This is a genomic window from Dyadobacter sp. CY323 (assembly GCF_021390245.1).
Lineage (GTDB): Bacteria > Bacteroidota > Bacteroidia > Cytophagales > Spirosomataceae > Dyadobacter.
Map to the genome: position 1 here is coordinate 108,381 of NZ_JAJUXH010000020.1, position 21,649 is coordinate 130,029.

The 21,649-nt window shown below is 44.8% G+C and carries 16 protein-coding genes; 4 read left to right on the top strand and 12 right to left on the bottom strand.

Going from position 1 to position 21,649, the window contains the following annotated elements; genetic code table 11:
- Positions 1 to 24: 24 nt before the first annotated feature.
- From LZG72_RS23740 to LZG72_RS23750, 3 genes are all read right to left on the bottom strand, one after another.
- Positions 25 to 801 carry a class I SAM-dependent methyltransferase gene (locus LZG72_RS23740; protein WP_233877626.1) on the bottom strand — a complete coding sequence of 259 codons (777 nt, stop codon included), beginning with the start codon at positions 799 to 801 and terminating at the stop codon, positions 25 to 27.
- A 97-nt stretch (positions 802 to 898) separates the two neighbouring features.
- Positions 899 to 1,189 carry a helix-turn-helix domain-containing protein gene (locus LZG72_RS23745; RefSeq protein WP_233877627.1) on the bottom strand — a complete coding sequence of 97 codons (291 nt, stop codon included), beginning with the start codon at positions 1,187 to 1,189 and terminating at the stop codon, positions 899 to 901.
- Positions 1,190 to 1,204: 15 nt separating this feature from the next.
- Complete coding sequence (locus LZG72_RS23750; RefSeq protein WP_233877628.1) at positions 1,205 to 1,570, bottom strand: type II toxin-antitoxin system RelE/ParE family toxin; 366 nt, start codon at positions 1,568 to 1,570, stop codon at positions 1,205 to 1,207.
- Positions 1,571 to 1,840: 270 nt separating this feature from the next.
- Here LZG72_RS23750 and LZG72_RS23755 point away from each other — a divergent pair, with 270 nt between their 5' ends.
- Complete coding sequence (locus LZG72_RS23755) at positions 1,841 to 2,305, top strand: nuclear transport factor 2 family protein (protein ID WP_233877629.1); 465 nt, start codon at positions 1,841 to 1,843, stop codon at positions 2,303 to 2,305.
- Positions 2,306 to 2,652: 347 nt separating this feature from the next.
- On the opposite strand, the gene LZG72_RS23760 is transcribed toward LZG72_RS23755, so the two are convergent.
- Positions 2,653 to 4,239, bottom strand: coding sequence for a hypothetical protein (locus LZG72_RS23760; RefSeq protein ID WP_233877630.1), 1,587 nt, complete (start codon positions 4,237 to 4,239; stop codon positions 2,653 to 2,655).
- Between the two features lie 648 nt (positions 4,240 to 4,887).
- Here LZG72_RS23760 and LZG72_RS23765 point away from each other — a divergent pair.
- The gene (locus LZG72_RS23765; protein WP_233877631.1) at positions 4,888 to 7,125 is read left to right on the top strand and encodes a bifunctional alpha,alpha-trehalose-phosphate synthase (UDP-forming)/trehalose-phosphatase; all 2,238 of its coding nucleotides are present in this window, start codon (positions 4,888 to 4,890) and stop codon (positions 7,123 to 7,125) included.
- An 11-nt stretch (positions 7,126 to 7,136) separates the two neighbouring features.
- Here LZG72_RS23765 and LZG72_RS23770 read toward each other — a convergent pair whose 3' ends face one another.
- From LZG72_RS23770 to LZG72_RS23790, 5 genes are all read right to left on the bottom strand, one after another.
- Entirely contained in the window at positions 7,137 to 7,388 is a 252-nt protein-coding gene (locus LZG72_RS23770) for a hypothetical protein (RefSeq protein WP_233877632.1), read from the bottom strand.
- Between the two features lie 210 nt (positions 7,389 to 7,598).
- Entirely contained in the window at positions 7,599 to 8,669 is a 1,071-nt protein-coding gene (locus LZG72_RS23775) for a dipeptidase (RefSeq protein ID WP_233877633.1), read from the bottom strand.
- Positions 8,670 to 8,690: 21 nt separating this feature from the next.
- Entirely contained in the window at positions 8,691 to 9,803 is a 1,113-nt protein-coding gene (locus LZG72_RS23780; RefSeq protein ID WP_233877634.1) for a D-TA family PLP-dependent enzyme, read from the bottom strand.
- Positions 9,804 to 9,854: 51 nt separating this feature from the next.
- Positions 9,855 to 10,331: a RidA family protein gene (locus LZG72_RS23785; RefSeq protein ID WP_233877635.1), complete on the bottom strand. Its 477-nt coding sequence runs from the start codon at positions 10,329 to 10,331 to the stop codon at positions 9,855 to 9,857.
- Positions 10,332 to 10,405: 74 nt separating this feature from the next.
- Positions 10,406 to 11,710, bottom strand: coding sequence for a gluconate:H+ symporter (locus LZG72_RS23790; RefSeq protein ID WP_233877636.1), 1,305 nt, complete (start codon positions 11,708 to 11,710; stop codon positions 10,406 to 10,408).
- Positions 11,711 to 11,934: 224 nt separating this feature from the next.
- Between LZG72_RS23790 and gyrA the strand changes: the two genes are divergently transcribed.
- Together gyrA and LZG72_RS23800 are read left to right on the top strand one after the other, a co-directional pair.
- The gene (gene gyrA / locus LZG72_RS23795; protein ID WP_233877637.1) at positions 11,935 to 14,562 is read left to right on the top strand and encodes a DNA gyrase subunit A; all 2,628 of its coding nucleotides are present in this window, start codon (positions 11,935 to 11,937) and stop codon (positions 14,560 to 14,562) included.
- Between the two features lie 74 nt (positions 14,563 to 14,636).
- Entirely contained in the window at positions 14,637 to 16,115 is a 1,479-nt protein-coding gene (locus LZG72_RS23800; RefSeq protein WP_233877638.1) for a lipopolysaccharide assembly protein LapB, read from the top strand.
- A 29-nt stretch (positions 16,116 to 16,144) separates the two neighbouring features.
- Here the strand turns inward: LZG72_RS23800 and LZG72_RS23805 are convergent, their stop codons facing one another.
- The 3 genes from LZG72_RS23805 to LZG72_RS23815 all read right to left on the bottom strand — a co-directional run bounded on the left by LZG72_RS23805 (position 16,145) and on the right by LZG72_RS23815 (position 21,516).
- Positions 16,145 to 17,479, bottom strand: a complete 1,335-nt coding sequence (locus tag LZG72_RS23805; protein ID WP_233877639.1) for a hypothetical protein — start codon at positions 17,477 to 17,479, stop codon at positions 16,145 to 16,147.
- Between the two features lie 218 nt (positions 17,480 to 17,697).
- Complete coding sequence (locus LZG72_RS23810; protein WP_233877640.1) at positions 17,698 to 18,567, bottom strand: hydroxypyruvate isomerase family protein; 870 nt, start codon at positions 18,565 to 18,567, stop codon at positions 17,698 to 17,700.
- 249 nt (positions 18,568 to 18,816) lie between these two features.
- Positions 18,817 to 21,516 (bottom strand): c-type cytochrome, encoded by a 2,700-nt coding sequence (locus tag LZG72_RS23815; RefSeq protein WP_233877641.1) that lies wholly within the window; start codon positions 21,514 to 21,516, stop codon positions 18,817 to 18,819.
- Positions 21,517 to 21,649 lie beyond the last annotated feature (133 nt).

A 21,649-nucleotide genomic window follows, 5' to 3' on the forward strand; every position in this document is an offset into this window, starting at 1 on the left:
CAAATTGAATATATAAATTTACGATCAGGATTTCTCAACAAATCCCCCGCTATTCTCTTCAAAGCTGTGCTTTTGTTTGGGCTTAAATTTGCCTGTAAGCGATTCCCAAAACGTTTCCTTTTTCAGTTCAACAGGTACATATGGCGTGATCGTCTTATTTCCCACTTGTTTGTGAAATGGTTTTTTGCGCTTTTCTTTCTCAAACACCACAACACTGTCGTAAAAGGTGATGCTATTAATGTGCCGGGTAATGTCGTCGAATTCAATTTTATCTTTTTCATGAATGTGACCCTCATAAATCGTATCGACGAGATGTTTTGAATGCTCGATGAATGTCCCTGGTTTTTTTAATCCCCCATGAAATTCCGTCCAGTATGAAGTATGCGTGTCTTCGACAACATACAATCCTCCCTCTTTCACTTTAAGATACAAAGTTTCAAACGACACAAGTTGCTGGTTCATCGTATGCCCGCCGTCATCCAGAATGATGTCCAGTTCAGGTAGTTGGCTCATTACATGCTTTAGGAAATTCTCATCACTTTGCGAGCCAATGAAAATAGTCGTGTTTTCTTCTTCAAGCTTTTTGCAGTCGGGATTGATATCAATGGCGTAAATATGTGCGTCAATTCCGAAATACTTCTTCCAGAGCTGCATAGAGCCGCCATGTGAAATTCCTATTTCGAGCATATTCACTTTTTGTCCCCGATATTTGGCGAAATGCTTTTCATAAATATCAAAGTAATGGTCCCATTTATGAATTAGATTTCCTTCGTGACTGTAAAAAAGCTCTCTGATCGTCATGGAGTAATTGGTTGTATTTAGGAATTTGTATTGGCAGTAAAATGCTTTTAGGTATTAATTGCTCGGCATGCGTAACATTACGGTTTCACGCCCGCACTCACATCAGCTCGACATGCAACATTACTTTTGCCTTCAAAGCCCCAAAAACCCGCAATAAAGTGTCGATGGTGACATTCCCGGCATTGCTTTCGAGCCGAGAAATCTGTGCTTTCTGTACCCCGATCAGTTTTCCAAGCTCTTCTTGTGTGAGCTTGCGTTCGAGCCGGGTTTGCTTGATCGCCTTTCCAACAAGGTCGATTTGGAGGTTATACTCAAATTTGTCGCGGGCAGGTGTACCAACTTTACCAATTACCTGATCCTGAACTTCTTCAAGAGTGAAAGTTTTCATCGCGTTCTTATTAAGTTATTGTTTTTGAAAATATCTATCTCTCAAATTGAGAGCTCTGCCAATTTCATTGTCAGGCACTTTGCTTTGTTTTTTCACAAAACCATGAGTTGCGATCACCATCGTTTTTTCAGAACAGGTTTTATCCCAAAACGCAAGCAATCTATATTGATGACCTTGATAAAGCGTCCTAAATTCCCAAATGTCACTATTCAGTTTTTTGAGCAGCTCGGGATCGTTTTTCGCCTGGGCCTTTCGGACATTGTAAAGTATTTTCTCCGAATGCTTCTTGTCAAGGCTTTTCAAAAATTCAAATGATTCTTCAAGGAACAGAACCTCAAACAGTTTCTCAATCATTTCATCAAAGGTAAAAAAAGTTTCCATTACATGAAACTTTCCATTATTTTTTTAACCACTTTTTCATCAGCAGTCAAGAAGACGTTTGCTTCCTCTATTTAGACGGAGCTCTGAAAAAGAAGTAACGGAGTTGTTTATTAATTTTTTTGAAGTGATGCTGGTGATGGCTTTTGGCATTCTCAAACCACGCTACAATCTCCGGTACTAGATTCCGAAATGGAAAGTGTGAAACGGGAGAGTATAGAATCACCGGTGTTTTGTTTTAACCCTAAGAATCTTCACCTTAATCCTATTTAAATGGCAGGCATTATCCCCAAAATTCGGCTGAGTAAGCATTTCGCATTCATCATAACGTTCCTAATGATCTCACAAATGACTATGGCCCAGAGTAAAGAAGAATCGGAAGTTGCGAAAGCGGTGGAAGAATTAAAAGCCCTTTTGGTTGAACCCGCACAAAAAGGTTTGGAAGCGATTTCAGCGAAAGAACTCAGTTACGGGCATTCTAATGGCCTCGTAGAAGATCAAAAAACATTCGTGGAATCGTTGATGAGCAAAAAGTACGATTTCGTGACCATGGATTTGACCGAACAAACGATAAAGATCGTCGGAAATGCAGCAATCGTTCGTCACATCCTGACTGCTAAAACCGATGATGCGGGAAAAGGACCTGGAACGGCTAATATTAAAGTTCTGCAGGTTTGGCAGAAACAGGGAAATAAATGGGTTCTGATTGCAAGACAAGCCGTCAAGATTGTTGCCTGAAAAACGGTACGCGACTTAAAGTGAAACGATCCGCCTGGACAGACTGTCTAGCGGATCGTAAGTTGTTGGGATAGAGAGGGACTTGTTTTTTCTTGTTTAGGAGCTTGCGCCAACTGGTTGTTATGCCATTTACAGATTGTCAGAAAAGCGAGCAGCACGAGCAATAAGGAGTGTAAAATAAAGTACTTGTGTTTTACGGGTCGCATAGGATGAAGGGCTAAATCTATGGATGTAAATGTAGAACTAACTGGCAAAAACTGCAAAAAATCAGCATTTCAAAAACATTTCAATTTGTTTGTGCCTGTTTTAGCGGCGATTAGACACATTTATTTTCTGTAGACCTATTTCTAAATGGACCCGACTACTTCTTTCAAGTCTGCTTCTTCGGGAAGATTTAACTTTTTCCTGAGCCGGTGCCGGATCACCCGGACACTTTGGACCGAAATACCGAGCGTACTTGCCATTTCCTTATAGGTAAGGTTCAGCTTCGCCAGCGCCATAAACCGGGTTTCCGCAGGGGTAAGGCCAGGAAGTTTTTCCCTCAACCGCGACAGATATCCCCAGTAGATTTTGTCGAACAGTGTTCGGAAACAATCCCATTGTTCATCGGTAAGAATGGTGATTTTTTGCAGTTCCTGAACCGCGGCATCATTTACATTTACCCCGTATTTCGCGGTGAGTTCTTCTACAAGCTGATTTTTCTCGGAAATACTACGCGTAAATTCTTCCAGTTGAATCGACGCTAATTTCAGATCCTGCTCGGCCCGGATAAGTTGATCGTTCATGATCCGTTGTTTTTCGCGGGCCTGGTAATAGTAAGTTTTATAAAAATAGAAAACCAGCACGATCATCAGAATGATCAGGATCAGCAGAATATTGCGTTCGAGCGTTTTGATAAGTTGTTCCGCCTTAATACGTTCAAGTGATGCCCGGTGAGCTTGTAGCTGTGACTTTTCCGCCGCACGCAGCATTTGAATGGTATTGAATTCATTCGCAGATTTATCCCTGATGAGATTGGCAGAATCCAGGTATACACTGGTAAGGTGCAGGTCATTTTTTGCAGCGTACACCTTTGCAAAAATCTGAAAGAGATGTTCCAATGGTCTTGGCAAGCCCGATATCCGTATACTTTCCCTGGCTTTTTTCATGGTAGTCCCGGCATCGGCGATACGGTTTTGCCGGAAATAAATATCACTCATTAATGTCAGCGACTTTGCAGCCTGCGAATGGTCCTGGATGATCAATGCCTGGTTCACATTCGCCCGCAATAACGGTAACGCTTTTTGATAATTACCTCTGAGATAGGCAGTCTGCCCCAGATCTCCCTGAGCAATTCCTTTCCAGACGGCATAATCATGGATTGCCAGATTATGCAGGATCCGGTTAAAATAATAGTCGGCCGAATCGAGCTTGTTTTCTTTTACATAGCTCAATCCGATAGTAGTCATCGCAATATTATGTACACCCCGCTGCTCGTAAATGACGTCGGCGGTAAGTGCCTCCCGGGAAAAGCGAATGGCATTTTTGTAATCAGCAAAAAAGTAATACGATTCCCCCATATGGCTGAGTGTCACCGCCTTTTCAGGAAACTCTTTTCCGCTGACTTTTTGAAGCAATGGGTAAGCTTCTAAAAATTCCTCAAATGCCTGTTCATAGTTTTTGGTAAAATACCAGTAATAGTGCCTGAGAAGCATTCGCGACCGAATCTCAATCTGCAGGTTGCCCTCTTCTTTGGCCTTATCGATCAATGCGCTAATTTCCTGGACGACCTTGCTTTTCGCTATACCCGGAATCTCGATAGTCAGCGAGGCGCGCACATAGTCCGCTTCGAGGGCAAGCTCGTGATCACGCGCTCGGAGGGCAACGGCTTTAAGCGTTCGGAGCGATTGGTAGGTGGTGGCCGTGTCGTTCCGGGTCGCAAATAAATGGTTCATGTAAGTCCGGATAGACTGGTACCGTTGAGCGTGTGTTTTATGTACCCAATGTTCAAACTGTGCTTGACCCTTGTGACTCGACAGGTTCAATAACATCAGAATGAAAGCAAAGCGTATCAACCCGAATAGGTGCATTTAACGAATAGCAAGGAGGTTGGGGATAAAATCCAATTTTAAGTTGGGAAGTTACAATGAAAATCGCATCCAAAAAAAATGGCGATCATTTCTGATCGCCCGCAACCCACAACAACGAGTGGCACAGTATTAATCTGCGATTACAAGATTGTAGTCATTGACTAATCTAAGGTATTTGAAACCTGTATTTGTGGTCATCCATCACATTCATTTATGGAAAACAGCAAACGAATTTGCCTGCAAAACCATGGAGTGTCTTGTCTTCGGATTACTCCGATTCCGGTAATGTGATGAAAGAGGTTGCAGGTGCTAAGCTAATATAAAAACAGTATGCTGCAAAACGGAGACTGGTAAGATGTTGAAGTGCATGGATTTGTCGGTTGAAATATCCATGCGCTTTTTATCCTGGATTCCGCCCTCATAGGAATGTATGACGTATTAATTGGATGCATCGGGGCTTTTTGCTTTTATTTTGTCTGTTTGGCACAGCTTTTGAGCGCAGGCTTTCAATCTATGGAAAATTTAGCTCAGTCAGAAAATTCGGGAAGATTAATCATTGTGGCCTATCGCCTGCCATTTAAGCTGGTGATGGAAAACGATGAAGTGAAGTTGATCCAAAATTCGGGAGGATTGGTTTCGGCAGTCCTTTCATTGGTTAAAGATCAGGAAAGTGCCGCATTCAATCAGGCAGAGAAGATCCAGTGGGTTGGATTTTCGGAAAATACCGCGGAGGAACTGGAAGGTCAGTCGATGGCAAACGAATCGTTTCAGGCGCATCCGGTCTTTATTTCGGACGAAACCAATGAAAATTATTACGAAGGGTTTTGTAATAACCTGCTTTGGCCATTATGCCATTACTTCCCGTCGCTCGCCCGGTTCGATGACGTTTATTTCGAAGCCTATCAGGAAGCGAATCAGCTCTTTTTTAATAAGTTAGATGAGATCATTCAGCCCGGGGATGTGATCTGGGTACAGGATTACCAGTTAATGCTGCTGCCCGAGCTGATCCGTCAGAAATACCCCACGAATAAAATCGGATTCTTCTTTCATATCCCTTTTCCATCATTCGAACTGTTCCGTTTGTTGCCCGTACACTGGCGCAAAATGCTCGTCGATGGTTTGCTTGGGGCTGATGTTGTGGGTTTTCATACCAATGATTATGTAGAGTATTTCCTGAAAGCGGCCAGACTGGTTTCCGGGTATGGCAATAAGCTGCATTACATTAATATGAGTAACCGGATCGTAAAAGTCGATTCATTCCCGATCAGCATTGATTTCAATAAATTCAATGAGGCTTACGATGATCCCGAAGTAGCGGCTGCACGATATGAAGCGAGGCAATCGTTGAAAGAGAAAATCATTTTTTCCGTGGACCGGCTCGATTATTCGAAAGGTATCATTCATCGTTTGCGCGGATATCAGCGGTTTTTAGAACGGTACCCTGAGTGGCACGAGAAGGTTTCGTTTGTGATGGTCGTCGTGCCCTCGCGGGATACCATTGAACAATATCAGCAAATGAAGTCCGACATCGATCAGACTGTCGGGAAAATCAATGCAGATTTTGGGAATATATACTGGCAACCGATCATTTACCAATACCGGTCCATGGCATACACCGAAATGCTGGGAATGTATACAGCCAGCGATGTGGCGCTGATTACTCCGGTGAGAGATGGAATGAACCTGGTGTGCAAAGAATACGTCGCAAGCCGGAAGGATAGCAAAGGTGTTTTGATCCTGAGCGAAATGGCGGGGGCCGCAGCCGAACTCGGCGAGGCGCTGATCATCAATCCACTTGACAGACAAGACATTGCGGACTCGATCAAGACCGCATTCGAAATGCCTGAGGAAGAACAAACAAAACGTATGGAAGCCATGCGGGAACGGATACAGAGTTATGACGTTTTTGCTTGGACCAATGACTTTTTTACCCAGATGACAATGTTAGAATTAGAACATGAGCGGTTACGTCAAGTCTTTTTGACCACCAAAGGGATCGATGCGATCCGGCAGGCATATGAATCAGCAAGTAACAGAATCTTGTTTTTCGACTACGACGGAACACTCGCGCCAATCGTGCCCGATCCCGCGCAGGCCATTATTTCAGAAGATATTAAGAAGCTTTTGACAGAAATCGCGCGGCGCGACACGGTGGTTATCGTGAGTGGACGCGATAAAGAATTTCTTGATAAACTGTTTGCAGATATGCCGGTGCACATGATCGCCGAGCATGGTGCTCTCATAAAAATGAAAGGTTCCGAGACTTGGCAACTTAATGAAAGTTATGAGGAAAACTGGAAAGACAGCATTCGTCCGATTATGGACTTGTATGAAAAACGCTGCCCGGGCGCATTTGTCGAGGAAAAAGAAACTGCACTGGCCTGGCATTACCGTACCGCCGACGACAAACAATATGCAACCAGGCGTGCGCAGGAATTACTATGGCAGCTTAAAAACTACATTCAGCCCGAATTGAATCTTCAGGTGATCGATGGTAGTAAAGTCGTGGAGGTTAAAAAAACCGCATTCAATAAGGGAACCTCTGCACGTACGCTCGTAGAAAATGGCGAATTCGATTTCGTACTCGCTATCGGCGACGATACCACGGATGAAGATATGTTTGAAGCATTGCCGGATACTGCATTTACCATCAAGATCGGCGACGATCTGTCCGCAGCTAAAAACCACATCCGGAGTCAGGAAGAAGTATTCCACTTTTTAAACTTCATGGTTTCCTCAATTGGCGAGTAACGCACTGCGAATCAGCTGATGGCCATATTCCCGCTTTCATCCAGATTTTCCAGTTTGACGAAATGACATACATAGCCCGCTGAGCGTAACACCGCCTGAATGCGGTTGAAATCGGATAGTTCAGAGGTTAATGTGAGAAGAAAGTCCTGAAAATCGTAAGCCCAGTGTTTTACATTCAATTGTTTGAGGCAGTCGTGCAATCGTTGAAACGACTTGTTGTTCTTGATTCGGGTTCTGAATGAAATTTTATATTTTTTTGACATTTGTTCGTTGGGAAAATGGGTGATTTTAGCAATTATGCTCCTGGTTATTGTTGATGAAGTGCACATAACAAAAGTCCTATTTATTTATAATAATTCCAAATAAGCAGATGTTAATATTCCTTAAATAAAAAAAGCTTTGCTACCTGTATGCAAGGTGCAAAGCTTTCTTCAAACTCAGTTTATTATAATATTAAGAAAATATTAGATTTTTCATTTCCAGTTCTTTTGCAGGAAATCTACCCAGTTATTCCACATGATCTTTTCGATATCTGCCTCAGAATAACCACGATCCGCTAAAAGTGACGTGATCGTCTGTAAATCGGCGATCGAATCCAGGTCGCCGGGGGATTGTTCTTTGCCATAAGCTCCGTCCAGGTCAGAACCAATTCCCACATGATTTGCATTTCCAGCGATCTGACAGATGTGATCAATGTGCTGAACAATGTGCGATATTTTCAGCCCTGTTTCCTCAGGTGTGGTTTTCCCGCGTTCCCAGCCCGGGATCATCATCCAGGCATCGAAAGCCATGCCGATCACCGCACCCCGTTCGAGTAACGCTTTGATCATTTCATCCGAAAACTGTCGATTATGGGGGGTAATGGCGCGTACCAGATTGTGGCTCGCCCAAACCGGCCCCTTGAAAATAGCCAGCGCTTCCCAAAATGCGGTGTCGCACAAATGCGTTGCGTCGAGGATCATGTTGAGTTTGTCCATTTCCACAAGCAGGTCTTTCCCTTTTTGAGCTAATGGAGCGTCAGAATCGGTTCCGTAGGCATACACTCCGGGGCCATAATGGGCGGGCCCGATTGCGCGCAGGCCGTAACCGTAAGCGATTTCAAGATTTTTTAGGCTGATAAAAGAATCGGCACCTTCCAGGCTCAGAATATATCCGATAGGCAGATTTTCGGTTGACTCAGCTTCCTGCCAGCGTTTCAAATGTGCATTCAGACCATCCGAGGTAGTGATCTGAACCATTTCGCCGGCTTCTTCCATGGCCTTGTACCAGGCTACCTGCGCCTGCGTCTGAGCCCAGGCCTGCGCCTGCGAATTCCAGCCGGGTATTTTGCTATCGGGTTTTACAAAACGCGCGATTTGCGTAGCGACACACATACCGATATTTCCTTTGCGCATTTCAGGAAAACTAACCACGCCTTTGCCGCGGTCGGGCTTATCGGTCAGATTTTTCTCGCGGTCGCGGATGGCATAAAGATCTTGAGTCAAATCCCGGTTCCATTCCACGGCATTCATGGAAAGGTCGAGATGGGCATCAAATAGGAACATATGATTAAGGTTTAGAATTGGTCAGATTGTAATTCTGCGGCTGCGGGCGGTTATTTTCCATTCGTCGGTCACCTCTCCGTTTTCTACGATAGTCGCGAAATCGTGGAGTGCTACCGTCGGGCAAACATGGTATGGAACTGCATATAGAGCATCTCCGATCTGCATGGAATCCCAGGTCTCGGTACCCACCTGCAGGACACCATGTTCCTCGCTTTGACCTATCACAGTATAATTGGTAAGGTTTAATAATTTCAAACGGTTTTCGATCGGATTTTCAGCTGATATCGCTTTATGTCCCAGATCTATGGTGACAATGCCAGGTACCGGCTTCGAAACCACGCGTGTCAGGATCACAGCGGCATGTTCAAAAGGTTGCCCGTCAAACCGGTCACCATATCCCCAATCCCAAAGTACATTGGTACCCGGACTCAGAAATACATTGGGCCGTAATGCATGAACGGTAAATGAAGGTGACCCGCCGGCGATGATCATCGGCTCGTTTCCCGAGTCATTTTTGATGTGATTTAAAAGTGGTAACAATTTATTAAATGCTTCATCGGCAGTGATTTTGCGCTCGGTGAATTCCGGGTTCCGGATGTGGCCGTCGTATGCGTGCACACCCACAAAGTCAAGATGGGAAAGCGAAGATATGTAACTGTATAATGAAAGCAACCGCTCATCGGTCGCGTGGCCGGAACGGTTCATTCCCGTATTCACATCAATAAAAATTCCGGAGATTAACCCATTATCAAGCGAAGCCGCATTAAGCTGATCCGCGGACGCTTCGTTATCGACCAGCGATAAAAAGTTGACGTAAGGATAAGCCTGCCTTAATTTAAAAAGTCTTGAAATGTTGGGACCTACCATTTGGTACGCCAGCAAAATCCATTTAGCGCCACAACCGGCAAGCATCTCAGCTTCGGCGATGGTCGCGCATTTAAACTTACCAATGCCTTTTTCAAGCTGGATTTTTACGATTTCGGGGCATTTGTGCGTTTTGACGTGTGGTATCAATCGATCCGCATCACCGGCAAGATTAATCATGCCTCGAATATTCGCCTCGATGCGATCTTTATAAAAAAGCAGGGACGGAGAGATTATCGCATCGGGATTGTTGAGCTTGAACCAAGGCATTATTGTAATGATAGAATGAATGAATGAATGAATGAATGAATGAATGAATGATTACTTCTCCTCGAGCTCGAACATTACTTCAATCTCAACGGGAATGTTGCCAGGCAAGGTACCCATGCCGACGGCACTACGTACGCCGATCCCGTTTTCCTCACCCCACACTTTTGCGAACAGTTCACTGCATCCGTTTATAACATATGGATGTTCTTCAAATTCAACGGTGCCGTTCACCATACCCAAAACTTTAATAACTCTTTTGATGCGGTCGAGGCTGCCGAGATTTTCTTTTAATGTAGAAAGGATCGTTAACCCAACCTGCTGCGCCGCAGACTTTCCCTGATCCCGATCCAGGTCTTTTCCGACACGGCCTTTAATGAGGGTACTGTCGTCCTGAACGGGCCCGTGGCCTGACACGTAAACCCAGCGCTTGTCTACAATAAGAAGTGGCTTATATACGCCCATAGGTTTAGGCGCGGGAGGTAATGAAAGTCCTAGTTTAGCGAAATTTGATTCAGGCGTATTTTCCATAAGAGTAGAAATAGATAGTTCCAGGCGACACGGTTGAGAGTCGTCGGAAAGTTGAAAATGTGGTTTTAAAGTAATTAGACGAACAAATTTAAGATTAAAACCCCCACTAATCCCATAATGGAGACAATTGTTTCCATCACCGACCAGGTAAGCAGGGTGTCTTTAATACTCAGGTTGAAGTACTCTTTGAAAAGCCAGAAGCCACCGTCGTTTAAATGCGAAAACATCAAACTGCCTGATCCAATGGAGAGTACCAGCAGTTCCGGCGGGACAGTTGAATTGACCAGTAATGGAGAAAGTATACCCACGGTCGTTAGGCCTGCAACGGTTGCAGAGCCTACACAAACACGGATAATGGCTGCAATACACCAGCTCAGAAGTAGCGGCGACACATCGATCCCTTTCAGACTTTCGGCAATGAATGTACTAACGCCGCTGGCGGTCATGATTTCTTTGAAAACGCCCGCGCCCGCAATGATCAGTAAAATCACGGAAACGCCTTTGAACGCCTCTTCCATTGATTTACTGATCTTTTTCATATCCATTCCACGCATAATTCCAAGTGTGTACGCTGCGAAAAGGACGGAAACGAGCATGCCGAAATAAGGTTCAGCGAGCAGTCCGATGATCTTGTTAGCGGGATAAACACGTTTGACACCCGACATAGTTGTAAGCAGGAAAACAGGTAACAATGCAGTGATCACGCTAATGCCGAGGCCCGGAAGCTCCGAGGTTGGTCGGGGTTTTACGTTGAAGAGATCTTCGTCTGGTTTGGGTTGAAAACGTTTGAGTGTACTACCGAAAATCGGTCCGGCAACGGCAATGGCGGGGATGGAGACGATGATCCCGTAGAATAAGGTTTTACCTAAATCCGCCTGAAGCTGGCTCGCAATGGCGGCAGGCGAGGGGTGGGGAGGTAAATAACCGTGTGCTACCGAGAGCGCCGACAACATCGGCACTCCGATATATAGTAACGGAAGCCGGGCAGTGGCGCTGATCATGAAAATCAAGGGAATTACAATTACAAAACCGGCATTATAGAAAAGAGGGATACCGATCACAAACCCCGCCAGCGCCATTCCCCATTGAATGTAACGTTTGCCAAACAGCCCGATCAATGCATCCGTGATTCTTTGAGCGGCGCCGCTGTCGGCCACCATCTTCCCCAGCATGGCACCGAATCCTACAATCAATACCAGATCTCCCAGTGTACCTCCAACCCCTTTTTGGATCGCTTTACTTACCGTTTCAACGTCGAGACCACTGGCGAGGCCGAGGCCGATCGAGACTAATAAAAAAGAAATAAAAGTGTCAATTTTCAGCCAGGCAATCAGAATAACAAGCGTTAAAATGGCTATAAAGGTGAGTAATAAGGGCATAACGGGTTGATAGGAAAATGTGCTTTTACTAATAAGCAGGAAGAAAGGGAATTTTAATGACAGAAGCGAACGAACTTGCGAAATAGCCTCCAAGATTGTTTGTTTGAATGCCTTAAAATCGCGAAATTTGGCTTTTTGCTAAAATCAGTTTTGTATTAATTTTTTGGGTAGTTGAACATTATTAATCTGCTATCTTAACATTTTCGATTCTTTTCTAATACTTTATGGCAGAATCTTCAGGAGAAAACATCATCCCGATTAACATTGAGGATGAAATGCGTGGAGCATACATCGACTACTCGATGTCCGTAATTATATCCCGAGCTTTGCCCGATGTTCGTGATGGTTTGAAGCCTGTACACAGACGTGTACTTTATGGAATGTCCGATCTGGGCGTCAATTACAACCGGTCACACAAGAAGTCAGCACGTATAGTAGGGGAGGTTTTAGGTAAGTATCACCCGCATGGTGATTCATCAGTTTACAATACCATGGTGCGTATGGCCCAGCCATGGTCATTGCGTTATCCGCTCGTCGACGGACAAGGTAATTTCGGATCGGTTGACGGGGACAATCCGGCGGCGATGCGTTACACGGAGGCAAGGCTTAAAAGACTAGCCGACGAATTGCTGAATGATCTCGGAAAAGACACCGTTGATTTTCAGCCGAATTTTGATGATTCTTTAAGTGAACCCACCGTTCTTCCCGCCAAGTTTCCCAACCTGCTGGTAAATGGTTCTTCGGGTATCGCAGTAGGTATGGCGACCAACATGGCGCCGCATAACCTTTCCGAAGTTGTTAACGGGGTACTGGCCTATATTGACAATAACGAGATCACCATTCCTGAATTAATGGAGCATGTAAAAGCTCCTGATTTCCCGACAGGCGGGATCATATATGGGTATCAGGGCGTTCGTTCTGCAATGGAAACGGGTCGTGGTAGCATTATCATGCGTTCGAAAGCTTCGTTTGAAGTATCCAAAACGGGCCGCGAGCAAATTATCATCACAGAAATTCCTTATATGACCAATAAGGCTGCGATGATTGAACGGATTGCAGCTTTGATTAACGATAAAAAGCTCGATGGCATTTCGGATATCAGGGACGAGTCGGATAGGGATGGTATGCGCATTGTTTTTGATCTGAAAAAAGATGCGATACCTAATATTGTACTGAACCATTTGTTCAAATACACACCATTACAAAGTTCATTTGGTGTAAATAACGTTGCGCTGGTAAAAGGTCGTCCGGTTACATTAAACCTGAAAGATCTGATCAGGCATTATGTCGATCACCGGATCGTAGTCATTACCCGCCGCACCGAATACGAATTGCGTGAAGCTGAGAAGCGGGCGCATATTTTACAAGGTTTGCTGATCGCGCTCGACAATCTGGATGCCGTCATTACCCTGATCCGCAATGCACGCGATCCGGAAGTTGCGAAAAATGGCTTGATGGAGTCGTTCGAGTTGAGCGAAATTCAGGCAAAAGCGATTCTTGAATTGCGTTTGCAACGGTTGACAGGTCTCGAAAGGGATAAGATCGTGAAGGAGTACGAAGAGATCATGATTTTGATCACGGACTTGAAAGACATTCTCGCAAACGAATACCGCAAATTCGATATCATTAAGACGGAGCTTGGCGAGATCAAAGATCGTTATGGTGACGAGCGCAGAACCAAGATCGAATTCGCGGCAGAAGAGTTCAGCGACGAAGACATGATCCCGGATGACGAAATGCTCATTACCATTTCGCACGAAGGCTATATCAAACGGACGCCACTGGCGGAATACCGTACGCAAACCAGGGGAGGCGTAGGTTCACGTGGCGTAAAAACCAAGGATACCGATTTTACCGAGCATTTGTTTTCTGCGACGATGCTCAATTACCTGCTTATCTTTACTGAATTCGGTAAGTTGTTCTGGATGAAGGTGTACGAAGTGCCCGAGGGAAGCAAAACTTCGAAAGGTCGCCCGATCCAGAATCTCATCAGTCTTGAGAGTTCAGATTCCATTCGTTCAGTGATCAACGTTAGGACTTTGACGAATGAGGATTATATCAACAATAATTACCTCATTATGTGTACCCAGCAGGGCACAATTAAGAAAACCCTGCTCGAAGCATATTCCCGTCCGCGGACAAATGGTATCATCGCAATCTCCATTAATGAAGGCGACAGGCTGTTGAATGTAGCTCTGACCAATGGCGACAACGATATCGTGATCGCGTCGAGTGCGGGACGTGCGGTTCGCTTCAACGAAAAAGGGGTTCGCCCGATGGGACGTACCGCTGCCGGTGTCCGCGGGATCAACCTGAATGAGCCCGGTAACAAAGTGATTGGAATGGTGTGTATTAACCGTGAAGATGCGCAATTGCTGGTTGTCTCTGAAAATGGTTTTGGAAAACGTTCAGCAATAGATAGTTACCGAATCACAAAACGAGGAGGAAAAGGTGTTTCCACCATGAATGCGACCGATAAAGTTGGAAAACTGGTAGCCATTCGTGAAGTGACAGAGCAGGATGATCTCATGATTATAACCAGAAATGGTATTGCGATCAGAATGAGCGTGCTCGATATTCGTCTGGCCGGACGTAACACTCAAGGTGTGAAGCTGATCAGACTGAACAATTCGGATGAGATCACTTCGGTTACAAGAATTCTGAAAGATCCCGATGAAAAAGCGGAGGAACTGGATGAAGAAGGCAACCCAATTGTCAGGACAGTTGCACCGGTAGAAGGTGGCGCGGACGAGGAATTGCTGGTATCCGACGAGCTCGACGAGGAGGATGATGAAGTGCTTGAAGACGACGAGGAAGATGAAAATGATCCTTCTGACGATCCAGAGGCATGATTTTTGTAAAATTTTATATTAATTGATTTATATTTATCGGTCGAACAACCAATCACAACCAAAGTTAACTTTTTATGAAAAAACTGTTTTTAGTCTCTGCTCTTAGCTTTTTCGGCCTTGCGTCTTACGCACAGGATGCTGCTAAGCAGGATGATGCCGCTAACAAGCTGTTGGTGGACGGTTTCCGGAAAGACAAAGAGAAAAGCGACAAAGATGCATCTGATCCAAAAAGCAGCGCGAAAGCAGCATTTTGGATGGAACGTGCAAAGTTGCATGAAAACATAGCTTCTCAGGCATCACAGGTGGATTCGAACGCTGCGAAAGTTGCATATGAATCATACAAAAAGGTAGTGGAACTGGACAAAACCAAAAAAGGAGAGCCAGGTAAATCTGCTAAAGAAGCCCAGACTATTTTGGATGGGGGAGAAGGTACCAACCTTTTCAATGCGTTTGTAAGACAAGGTGCAGAAAAGTATCAAGCCAAAAACCTGGCTGGTGCACTTGAAATGTTTACAATAGCTCAGGAAATCAATAAAAAGGATACATTGGCCTCCCTCTACGGAGGTATTGCGGCACAGCAGCTTGACCAAAAGGATGTTGCGAAAACGCAGTTTGAAAAATATGCTGCCAATGGGGGAAAAGATCCAAGCGTATATTACGGTTTAGCTCAATTGTACCGTGCTGAAAACAACTTTGATAAAGCAATTGAAACTTTGAATAAAGGTTTGGCACAGGCACCGGGCAACAAGGATCTTAAAGCGGAAGTAGTGAATATTTTGCTTGCATCTGGTAAAGAGGATCAGGCGATTAAGGAGCTGGAAGCATTAGCCGTATCAGATCCTAAGAATGTTCAGAATGTAGTGAACCTGGCGATTCTTTACGACAATATGCAAAGAACGGCCGGTGACAAGATCAAGCAAATCAATAGTAAAATGGGAGCGGGGAGTAAGTCTGCTGCCAGCGCCGCTAAAAACCTGGAAAGCGAAAAAGGTAAAATCGAGGTGTATGATGGCGAGATCAAGAGAATTGGTGCATTGATTAAAAAGCAACCGAAAAATGCCGATCTTAAAAGACAGTTGGCTGATGTAAATACGAAGAAAAAAGAAACAGTTACTGCGATTGCGGCTTTGGAAGCAGAAGCTAAAAATGCACAGGCATCTGCAGGAAGCAGCGACAACGCAGCATTTGAAAAGGAATTGGCTGAGTTGAAACCAAAACAAAAAGAGGCGAGCGACAAAGCGATTGCGAATTACAAGAAAGCTTTGGAAATCGATGCTGCTAACTATGATGCATTGTTCAACCTGGGTGTTTATTATTTCAACGAAGCTGTTATTTTGAAAGGCGAAGTTGATAATATGAACATGACCGAGTATCAGCAGAAAGGCAAGGAAGTAGAAGGTCGCGTGTGTGGAAAATTCAAAAAGGCGAAACCTTATTTTGAAAAAGCAATCCAGGCTAAGGATGAAGCAGAAGCGAAGGAAACCCTAGCTACTGTAAACGGAATTCTGGATCAGTTCACCGCGAAGCAAGTTGCATGTGTTGACGAGCAATAAAATTTAGATTTCGAATGCGGGCGCCAGAATTATCTGGCGCTTTTTTTATGTCCTTTTTCCAGACTTTCGCGAAGCGGGGAGGGGAAGGTACTTTGCAGAGTTGGATTGTCAAGAAGTAATTTTAGCCGAACAGGATCGGGGAACGGAATTTCCCGTTCCTTCTTTTGCAGGTAGGCAGAATCTTTCGTTTCAAGATAGGCAGTTACATTTTCCATTTGGAATATAGAGTAGCGATGTGTCTTGCGGACATCGAGCATATCCGACTTCAGTCTTCCTTTTTGAGTAGTGAAGTAAATGAAAAAGAATGGCAGAAACGACCACCGATACCAGCGGTTGCCCGACTCCTCAATAAACCTGACTGAAAACCATGCATTACTCACAATCCCAATAGTGAGCAACTCTGTATACCTGGAAGAAATTATGGTAAGATTTTGACCGCGACCATAAGCGATGGCGACAGCCTGGCAAAGACTCCAGATGTAGCAGCCAGCCAGGAGCAGGTCCGGGCGCGTCATTTTTTTAGAGAGCAGCAGAAATAGGATCATAACTGCACCCGGAAGCCAAAGGAGGGAGGCCCACTTGTTTTCAACCACAGGCCAACTCAACATATATGCTGCCGCACTAAGAAATTCAGATGCATCTCGTGATTTATAAATTTCGTTACCGGCGGTGGCAGGAAGGATAAGAAACCCGAATAAAGCTATAAGTATTAGCAAGCCGAAGGATAAGACGTTGCGAGATGGATAGTTTCTGTTCATATACCAATCCAGGCAAAAGACGCAGGCAATGGTAATGGGCGTGAGCAGACCGGAGGCCATCGTGATAACACTCAGAACGCATAAAGTGATGATCCCGGGAATCCTGAATTTATTGTCGGGGACATATGCGGCAATGATCAGGGCCGATACGGTGAATAAGACCAGAAAGTAAAACTGACTCTGGAATCCAATTAAATAGTTTTCAAAAGAAAACGGCAATGCAAACTGTGCTAATAACACTGGGACAAATAACCATCTGAATCCAGCCAGATCCCGATGTTTGTGGATCGTATAAACGAGTATCGCGGGAATCGACGCAGCCAAAAAAACATTGACGAAAGCTTCTGTCAAATTGTTCCATTCGCCGGTTATCTCGAAGATCAGTAAAGAAAGCAGTCTTGTCGGAAAGATTCTGTGTTCATTGTGCGGTTGCCATAATTCGCGCAGCCGTAACTTACCTTCCATGTATGGTCGAAGCAGATAATCTCCCTCAGCATCCCATTGGTCCCAGAATGGTAAGGATATGGCAAATGTGCTGACATAGTACCAGCGGGGGATTGCCACACATAGTATTACCACAAGCGTTATTAAAACTCTATTTAACATAATATAAATTATAAAACAAATATAGGTGTGATGACATACGACTAAGGTTTTGTTAAACACGCACCAGATATCGATTCTAGTCATTCATCTGATTCTAAGACGGTCAACTTACAGCACAATGGATACTTACAAGGCTGAAAATCAAAAAATTGGATGATGAAATACTCTGTGAAGTTTTCATCATCCAATTTCCATTCTTACTCAACTCACGTCGATTTCTACGCAATATCACAAATCTCCACGCATTGTTTCAGGGATGCGATTGGTTCGCGTTTTGGGATAAACTCCTGAGCTACAAAGCCTTTGAAGCCAGTGTCCGCAATGGCTTTCATAATTGCCGGGTAATACAGCTCCTGGGTTTCGTCGATTTCGTTTCTTCCGGGAACGCCACCGGTATGGTAATGCCCAATGTATTTATGATACTGTTTGATGTTTGCGATTACGTCTCCTTCCATGATCTGCATATGGTAAATGTCATACAACAGTTTAAAGCGTTCAGAACCAACCATTTCGCAAAGTCCGGCACCCCAGGAAGTGTGATCGCACATGTAATCTCTGTGGTTCACCTTGCTATTGAGCAGTTCCATGATCATCGTTACGCCATACTTTTCTGCCGAAGGCATTAACCTTCTGAGTCCGATCGCACAGTTGCGCATACCATCCAAATCCGACATTCCGCGCCGGTTACCTGAAAAGCAAATTACGCTCGAATATCCGGCTTCCTTGATTTTTGGAAATATGTCCTCGTAACTTTTCACAAGTTCATCGTGCAGCGACAGGTCGTTGAAGCCTTTTTCTATTCCCATTCCCGCGCCGTTTGGCAGTGCGCAAGTCAGGCCATACTTTTTTAAAGTCGGCCAGTCTTCCGGGCCGAGCAATTCAATGGATGTGATACCTATTTTTTTGCAATCCTGGGCGAAGCTGTCAAGTGGTATTTTTGAATAGCACCATTTGCAAACCGAATGATTAATTTTTCCACTGAGTTTTGCTCCCAGCGCTTTTTCACTTGCTGCGAATGCTTCTGAAATCGAAAGCATTCCGGCTGTTCCGGCAGCAATGTTTTTCAATGCGTTGCGTCTGCTAGACATATGTAATTTGGTTAATGTTATTGCGTCTTTTCAAAGCCTATTTCTGGAACTTCCCATTTCGGGAATGCACATTGTTGGCAGCGTGAACAACTACCAGGCCTCCCCATTACTCCGACCATTAATACTGAGAACTTTGTAGAGTTTGGCAGGTGGAAAAGCTGTAACGGTATAAAAAAATAGTGGTGCCACAGTCAGCAGCACCACTATATTAAGAACTATAACGAATAATCTACTCTAAAATCGCCTGATCTATTTTCCGCCTTTTTGAGCTTTTGCACCTTCGGTATAGATCGGGTTAGACTTGTTTCCGCCAGACATCAGATAAGCAACAAGATCGCGTAACTCATTAGGATTCAATCCATTGATCAAACCGGGAAGCATTACTGATACCGTTGAGATCTTCGTGGATCCAACTTCCTTTTTGCTGATTTTGCGAATGGTTTTTGAGTCGAATGGATTTTGCGCGATATAATAGAAATTGGCGTCTTCATTGATCTGACGGCCCACCACGGACTCGCCCGTTTTCAGCGTGTATGAGATTGAAGCATACTGATCAGAAACCGTTTTGTCAGGAATAATGATCGACTCCAGCATATCTTTTACAGAGAACCTCGTGCCGAGCTGAGTCAGATCCGGACCAACATCCGAGCCTTCACCCTGGATCATGTGGCAACGATTACATAATACGGCAGAAAAAATCAGTTTTCCTCTGTCGAAGTCTCGGTTTGCCAGGCTATCCTGAACCAATGCAACCGCATCGTCGACTTTCCAGCCGCGGCCAGGGCCTTTTGGAGAATATACTTTCACAAGATCATTTCCGGTTCCGGTAAGTAGCTCAGCACCAGATAGTTTGTTATAATAAGCCACTTTGTCTTTTGGAACATTTTTCAAAGCCATTTGACGGGCTTTGTCGATAAATCCAATATAGCTGCGACCACCCTGATAACTGAATGCTTTGTGGAACCATTTGAAATACTTCTCGCTCAGCGCCGGAGTCCAGCCCGTTTTTGCACTGCTCAACATAATGGCATAGAAAGACTGCTGCTGCGGCGGCATTTTTTCAAGCAAACCTGCAAGATCGAGTCCGTATTGCGGGTTTCTCAAAATAAGATCTGCGGAAGCAGTTACCATTTCATTGTCTTTGTCATCAAATTTCTCATTCTTATCAATCAGCGCAAGTGTTTTTTCAACGGCTTTCGGCGCTTCGAGAGTAATGAGGATTTTAGACAAGAATCGGTTTTGCAATGCACTGGTTGCCGGGTACTTTGGATTCAGGTACGCAATGATCGCCTCCTTAGTCGCCGCGTCCGGCTGCCCGGTACGGTAAAGAGTTAACTCCACTGCGCGTAAAAGCGCTTGTTTTTGCAAGTCATCTAGTTTCGCATAATCGATCCTGGCTAAACCTTTCAAGATTGGCCCTCCTACCTTGGTCGAATCTCCTTCACGTGCCAGTGCAATGGATGCATAGATCAAAGTCTGTGGGTCTTTTTCTGCGTAAACCTTGTTTTCCCATTCAGCAACCGGCTGATGTTCAATGGCTAAGCGCGCGGCGAAACGAAGGAAGCGATCCGGGCTTTTCAGATATGGCCAGGAAGTTGCAACTGCTTTCGGATCTTTCTTTGCGTGGAATTTTTCCAGCTCGGTGCGTTGCTTATGTTCTGCGGTTAGCGTTGGTTTTACCACATTTGCACCAGCTGGGATGTTTTTATAGTCGCCATAGTACACGCGATAAAGATCAGATTCCAGACGACGACCGCCTGTCAGGAAATACAAGGCACCGTCCGGACCAATGGCTCCGTCCGTTAATGGAAGCGGTGCACCGGAAAGAAATTCTTCATGATCTGCAGTATAAGATGAGCCACTTGGTTTCAAATGCAAGCCGTGAACAATACCAAAACTCCAGTCAAATGCGAGCAGCGTATTTTTGTATTTGGCAGGAAACCTTGCGTCGCTCAGGTAAATGAGGTTGGTTGGTGATCCCTGACCAATGTTCATAACCGGTGAAAGGAAATCGGCAAATGCGGGAGATGTGTTTGCAGAACCGGTTCTCCATCCGTAATCGCCGCCGCTCGTCGCATGACAAACGCGGGTCGGACGATACCAGGGTGTACCGAAATCCCACTCCATATCCGAGTCATAAGCAAAAAGATCGCCGGCTTCGTTGAAAGCGATGTCATACGGATTACGGTAACCTGCACTTACCAGCTCCCAGGTTTTTCCCTCAGGATCAGTATGTGCGATCCAGCCGCCCGGTGCATGCCTGTCGTTCGCGTGCCCGCGCGGATCTTTGATGAATGGGAAAAGATTGTCGTTTTTCCAGTTCGTCATCAAACGATAGCTGTCCATTTTGGGCAGATCCGTGAAGTTACCGGCAACTACGTACAGCGATTGCTTATCCGGAGAAAGGATAATGCTGTGCGGTCCGTGCTCGCCCTCCCCTTTCATTCCTTTAATGAGCGTGATTTTGTCATACTGATCATTCTTGTCCGTATCCTGCAAACGGTACAACCCGCTGCCTTTCGGAAACCGCGCATTTTCACGGTTATTGATCATGACATATAAACTGTTGAATGCATAAAGCAGACCGTGCGCGTAGCCCATTGCAACTTTCGCCGTGTCGCCTTCTACCCTCAGAGTTTCTACTTTTGGCTTTTCGGTTGATCCGATCGGCGGAAGTTCCAGACGGAAAAGCCCGCCATATTGATCAGAAGTGATCATCCGGCCTTTGTTGTCAAATGTCATAGATACCCATGAGCCATTTTTTTCTTCGGACGGACTATATAAATGTTCGGCTTTAAATCCTTCCGGCAATTTGAGCTTGTCGACCTTTGAACCCGGAGGACGGTGTTTGGCGGTTCGGTTGCTGAGCATCACTCCGCAAAAAACACCCACAGCGATCAGTACGGCGAGTGTTATCGGAAGTTTTAACCATTGTTTTTTTGTGTACATTTTACAGTTCAGAGTTAAGAAATTGGTTATTTGATTTATAATGGATGTGATTTTTTTGGCGACTAATTGATAATCAAGCAGTAATTATGGTCTGTCGTGCTGTATTAATATCTTAAATAAAACTAACTAAACC